Here is a 4941-nt window from a genome sequence, read left to right as displayed (position 1 = left end):
CGGTGGAGCATGCCGCGCAGTACCTGCGGGGCGGGGGCCGCGCGGCGGGTCGACGGGTCGACGAGCTGTCCCTCCAGGCCGGACCGGGCGGCGCGCCACACGGCGGCCCGCAGCCACTCGTGGTGGCCGTCGCACCCGGGGGCCGCCTCGCGCTCCAGCCGGTCGCGGGCGTCGCGCACGAGGGCGCGGAAGAGTCCGGCGACGAGCACCACCGTCTCGGCGCGCGGGCACGCGTCGCAGATGCGCAGCTCCAGGGTGGGCTGGTGGTCGGAGGGCCGGACGTCCTGGTAGAGCATGCCGGCGTCGCTGACCACGCCGGTGCCGATGAGTTCGGCGACGGCCGCGTCGTACTCGGCGGCGCTCCCGTAGCAGCCGGCCGGGCCCGCGGTGGGCCAGCGCTGCCAGAGCATGGTGCGCCAGCTGGCGTAGCCGGTGTCGGAGCCGAGCCAGAACGGTGAGCTGGCCGACAGGGCGAGCAGCGGGGGGAGCCAGGGCGAGACCGGGCACATGAGGCGTACGGCGGTGTCCCGGTCGGGCACGTCGACGTGCACCTGGGCGCTGCAGATGAGCTGTTCGTCGGCGACGCGGCGGTACTCGTCCGCCATGCGCCGGTAGCGGTCACCGGGGGTCGTGCTGCCGGGTGCCAGGCTGGCCAGCGGCACGGTGCCGGCGGCGACGGCGGTGAGGCCGAGGGAGGAGGCGGCGGATTCCAGCCGGCGCCGGGCGCCGGTGAGGTCGGCGTACAGTCCGTCCAGGGTGCCGTGCACCCGGCTGTTGCTCTCGACGGACGACCGGTGGAGTTCACGGGTGAAGCCCGCTCTGCCGAGTCGGGTGAGCAACGCGTCCGCACGTGGCACGAGCCGTCCGCTCTCCACGTCCAGTACGTGAAACTCTTCCTCTGCTCCTATACGCACCGTCACGTCGGTCCCCTTGCCCGTAGTCGAACGCCGTCCCCCGCGGCGCCTCGGGGCAGGCCCCTGGATCACCGGCGGCGGATCGGCTGGTTCCGGGTTCCCCGGATGGGCGAAGAACAAGCGTGCGGATCTTGTCGGGGTGCTCGTCGGGCTGCTTGCCCGGGCTCGGTCCGGTGCGGCGGGGACCGGTGTGGCCGCTCAGCCCGCCCGGCCGGTGACGGGGGCGCCGTCGGTGCGGGCCTCCAGCGCGCGCAGCACCGCCACCATGTCCTCGCAGCCGTGCCCCAGGGCGACGGTCTCGTCGTAGAGGGTGTGGCAGACGTCGAGGAGCGGAGAGGCCAGCCGTGCCTTGCGGGCGGCCTCCGCGATGAGGCGGTTGTTCTTCAGCACGTCCGTGGCGGCCGCCTGCACGGAGAAGTCGCGGTCGAGCAGTTTCGGCGCCTTCATGCGGTGGACGGCGCTGGCCATGGGCCCCGCGTCCAGGACGTCGAGGAACGTGCGCCGGTCCAGGCCCTGCCGGTCGGCGAAGTGGAACGCCTCGGTGAGACCGGTGACCTGGGTGATCAGGAAGATGTTCACCGCCAGTTTCATCAGCAGCCCGCCCGGCGCGGCACCGCAGTCGACGACCGCGCGGCACATGGGGGCGAGCAGCGGACGGACGCGGTCCCGGGTGGCCTGCTCACCGGCCAGCATCGCCACCAGCAGGCCCTGCTCCGCCGGGACACGGGAGCCGGACACGGGCGCCTCCGCGTACGAGCCGCCCGCCGCGCGGACGTCCGCCTCCAGGGCGGCCGAGTGCTCCGGTGCCGTGGTCCCCATCTGGACGACGGTGCGTCCGGCGACCCGGGGGGCGAAGTCCGGGGTGCCGCGGGCCAGCAGGGCGTCGGTCGCGGCCTCGTCGGCCGGCATGAGGAACACCACGCCGGCCCGTTCGAAGACCTCGGCGGCGCTCGCCGCGACCTCGGCACCGGCCTCCCGCAGGGGCGCGCTCCGGGCGGCGGTGCGGTTCCAGACGACCAGGGGCGTCCCGGCCCCGGCGAGGCGCAGCGCCATGGGGCGGCCCATGACCCCGAGGCCGAGGAATCCGACGTTCTCGACGTTCTCGGTGTTCTCGGTGTTCTCGACGTTCACGACGCATCACCGTCTCCGGCCCGCGCGCGGGCCCGCTCGGGACTGCGGCGGGCGTGCCCGGCATGCGGCCGCGCCGCCGCTATGACGCCCGTCATAGTAGCCGCTGCTATGACCGCCGTCATAGGGTGGCGTACGGGACGACGGCTACCGGTGGGAGGTCGGGGTGGCGGCGGAACGCGACCGGGCACCGCGCGAGCGGATGGTGTTCAGCGCGGCCCAGCTCATCCGGCGGGAGGGCGTGGGAGCCACGGGCATGCGCGAGGTCGCCGCCCACGCGCGGGCGCCCCGGGGGTCCTTGCAGCACTACTTTCCCGGCGGCAAGGAGCAACTGGTCAACGAGGCGGTCGGCTGGGCGGGCCGGTACGCGGCGGACCGGGTGGACCGCTTCCTGGCCGCGCTGCCCGAGCCGACGCCCGCCGGACTGTTCGCGCTGATGGTCCGGCAGTGGACCGACGAGTACGCGTCGGCCGGCTTCGCGGGCGGCTGCCCCGTCGCCGCCGCCACGGTGGACTGCGCCGGGGACACGGAGTCGACGCGGGAGGCGGTGTCCGCCGCCTTCACCCGGTGGACGGACGCGGTGGCCGGGGCGCTGACGGAGATGGGCGTGCCGCCGGACCGCGCCGCGCCGCTCGCCACCCTGATGATCAGCTCACTGGAGGGGGCGATCCTGCTGGCCCGGGCCGAGCGGGACGTCCGCCCGCTGACCGCCGTCGCCCGCGAACTCGGCCCGCTGCTCGACGCGGCGGTCGCACCGGGCCGGGGCGGGAGGGGGGACGTCGACCCAAGGTGACGGTCGCTTTTATTAGAGTGACTGCGCCACATCCGGTGTCCAGCACGCGATGAGTGAGGTAACCGCGCACCATGCCGACCGAAACGTTTGAGTTCCAGGTAGAGGCCCGTCAGCTGCTCCAGCTGATGATCCACTCGGTCTACTCGAACAAGGACGTCTTCCTCCGGGAGCTCGTCTCCAACGCGTCCGACGCGCTCGACAAGCTGCGCCTGGCGGCCCTGCGGGACGAGACGCCCGGCGTCGACGTCTCCGACCTGCACATCGAGCTCGAGATCGACCGGGACGCCCGCACCCTCACCGTGCGGGACAACGGCATCGGCATGTCCTACGACGAGGTCGGGCAGCTCATCGGCACGATCGCCAACTCCGGTACGGCCGAGTTCCTGCGCGAACTGAAGGAGGCCCAGGACGGGGCCGGGGCGGAGGGGCTGATCGGCCAGTTCGGCGTCGGCTTCTACTCGGCGTTCATGGTGGCGGACGAGGTCACCCTGCTGACCCGGCGCGCGGGCGAGAAGCAGGGCACCCGCTGGTCGTCCCGCGGCGAGGGCACCTACACCCTGGAAGCGGTGGACGACGCACCGCAGGGCACCTCGGTGGTGCTGCACCTCAAGCCCGCCGACCCCGAGAACCAGCTGCACGACTACACCTCGGTGTGGAAGATCAAGGAGATCGTCAAGCGCTACTCCGACTTCATCACCTGGCCCGTCCGGCTGGTCGGCGAGCAGGGTGAGGACGGCACCGCGGCCGAGCCCGAGACGCTCAACTCGATGAAGGCCCTGTGGGCCCGCTCGCGCGACGAGGTCTCCGAGGACGAGTACCACGAGCTGTACAAGCACATCAGCCACGACTGGCGCGACCCGCTGGAGACGATCCAGCTCCAGGCGGAGGGCACCTTCGAGTACCAGGCCCTGCTGTTCGTCCCCGGCCACGCCCCGCACGACCTGTTCACCCAGAACTACCGGCACGGGCTCCAGCTGTACGTCAAGCGCGTGTTCATCATGGACGACTGCGAGGCCCTGCTCCCCTCGTACCTGCGCTTCGTCAAGGGCGTGGTGGACGCCCAGGACCTCTCGCTGAACGTGTCCCGCGAGATCCTCCAGCAGGACCGGCACATCAGGATGATGCAGCGCCGCCTGACGAAGAAGGTCCTCTCCTCCGTCAAGAGCATGATGACCGGCGCCCCGGAGCGGTACGCCACCTTCTGGCGGGAGTTCGGCGCGGTGCTGAAGGAGGGCCTGGTCACCGACTCCGACAACCGCGACGCCCTCCTCGCCGTGTCCTCGTTCGCGAGCACGCACCAGGGCGACGACGGCGACGGCGGCGGGACGGTGACGCTGCGCGAGTACGTGGAGCGCATGCGGGACGGGCAGGAGGCGATCTACTACATCACCGGCGAGTCCCGGGAGAGCATCGACAACTCGCCGCACATGGAGGCGTTCCGGGAGCGGGGCATCGAGGTCCTGCTGCTCACCGACCCCGTCGACGAGGTGTGGACGGACGCGGTCGGCGAGTTCGAGGGCAAGCCCCTGCGGTCGGTCGCCAAGGGCGAGATCGACCTCGGCGCCTCCGAGGACGGGCCGTCCGAGGACGAGCGGGAGAAGCAGGCCGAGGAGTACGCCGGCCTGCTGGAGTGGATGCGCGAGCAGCTGGACGAGGACATCAAGGAGGTCCGTCTGTCCTCCCGGCTGACGGTGTCGCCGGCCTGTGTCGTGGCCGACGCGAACGACCTCACCCCGGCGCTGGAGAACATGTACCGGGCGATGGGGCAGGAGGTCCCGCGGGCCAAGCGGATCCTCGAACTGAACCCCGGGCACGCGCTGGTGAAGGGGCTCAACGAGGCGTACCGGGAGCGCGAGGACCGCTCCGGCCTCGTCGAGACCACCGAGCTGCTGTACTCCCTGGCGGTGCTCGCGGAGGGCGGCCGGCCCAAGGACCCGGCCCGCTTCGTGCGGCTCGTCGCCGACCGCCTGGAGCGCGTCCTCTAGAGCCTCTCGGTCCGGTCACCTAGAGCCTCTCGGTCCGGTCACGCCGGTCCCGCGGGCGTGTGCTCCCGCCGCCCCCGCGCGCACGCCGGTGGCGGGTCCCGGCCGGGCGGCCGGGGCCGCC

At 72.7% G+C, this 4941-nt stretch carries 4 protein-coding genes; 2 read left to right on the top strand and 2 right to left on the bottom strand.

Going from position 1 to position 4941, the window contains the following annotated elements:
* Positions 1 to 920 (bottom strand): YbdK family carboxylate-amine ligase (locus G3I53_RS25775; protein ID WP_164438821.1); only part of this gene is annotated, 920 nt, incomplete at its 3' end.
* A 192-nt stretch (positions 921 to 1112) separates the two neighbouring features.
* Positions 1113 to 2045, bottom strand: coding sequence for an NAD(P)-dependent oxidoreductase (locus tag G3I53_RS25770; protein WP_343240689.1), 933 nt, complete (start codon positions 2043 to 2045; stop codon positions 1113 to 1115).
* A gap of 199 nt (positions 2046 to 2244) precedes the next feature.
* Here G3I53_RS25770 and G3I53_RS25765 point away from each other — a divergent pair, with 199 nt between their 5' ends.
* Complete coding sequence (locus G3I53_RS25765; protein ID WP_164338127.1) at positions 2245 to 2835, top strand: TetR/AcrR family transcriptional regulator; 591 nt, start codon at positions 2245 to 2247, stop codon at positions 2833 to 2835.
* Positions 2836 to 2906: 71 nt separating this feature from the next.
* Positions 2907 to 4820 carry a molecular chaperone HtpG gene (gene htpG / locus G3I53_RS25760; protein WP_164338125.1) on the top strand — a complete coding sequence of 638 codons (1914 nt, stop codon included), beginning with the start codon at positions 2907 to 2909 and terminating at the stop codon, positions 4818 to 4820.
* Positions 4821 to 4941: the final 121 nt, after the last annotated feature.

The organism is Streptomyces sp. SID14436, assembly GCF_010548465.1.
In the GTDB taxonomy this organism is placed as follows: domain Bacteria; phylum Actinomycetota; class Actinomycetes; order Streptomycetales; family Streptomycetaceae; genus Streptomyces.
The sequence above is the reverse complement of the archived record's forward strand: the minus strand, read 5'-3'. Positions and strand labels throughout refer to the sequence as shown.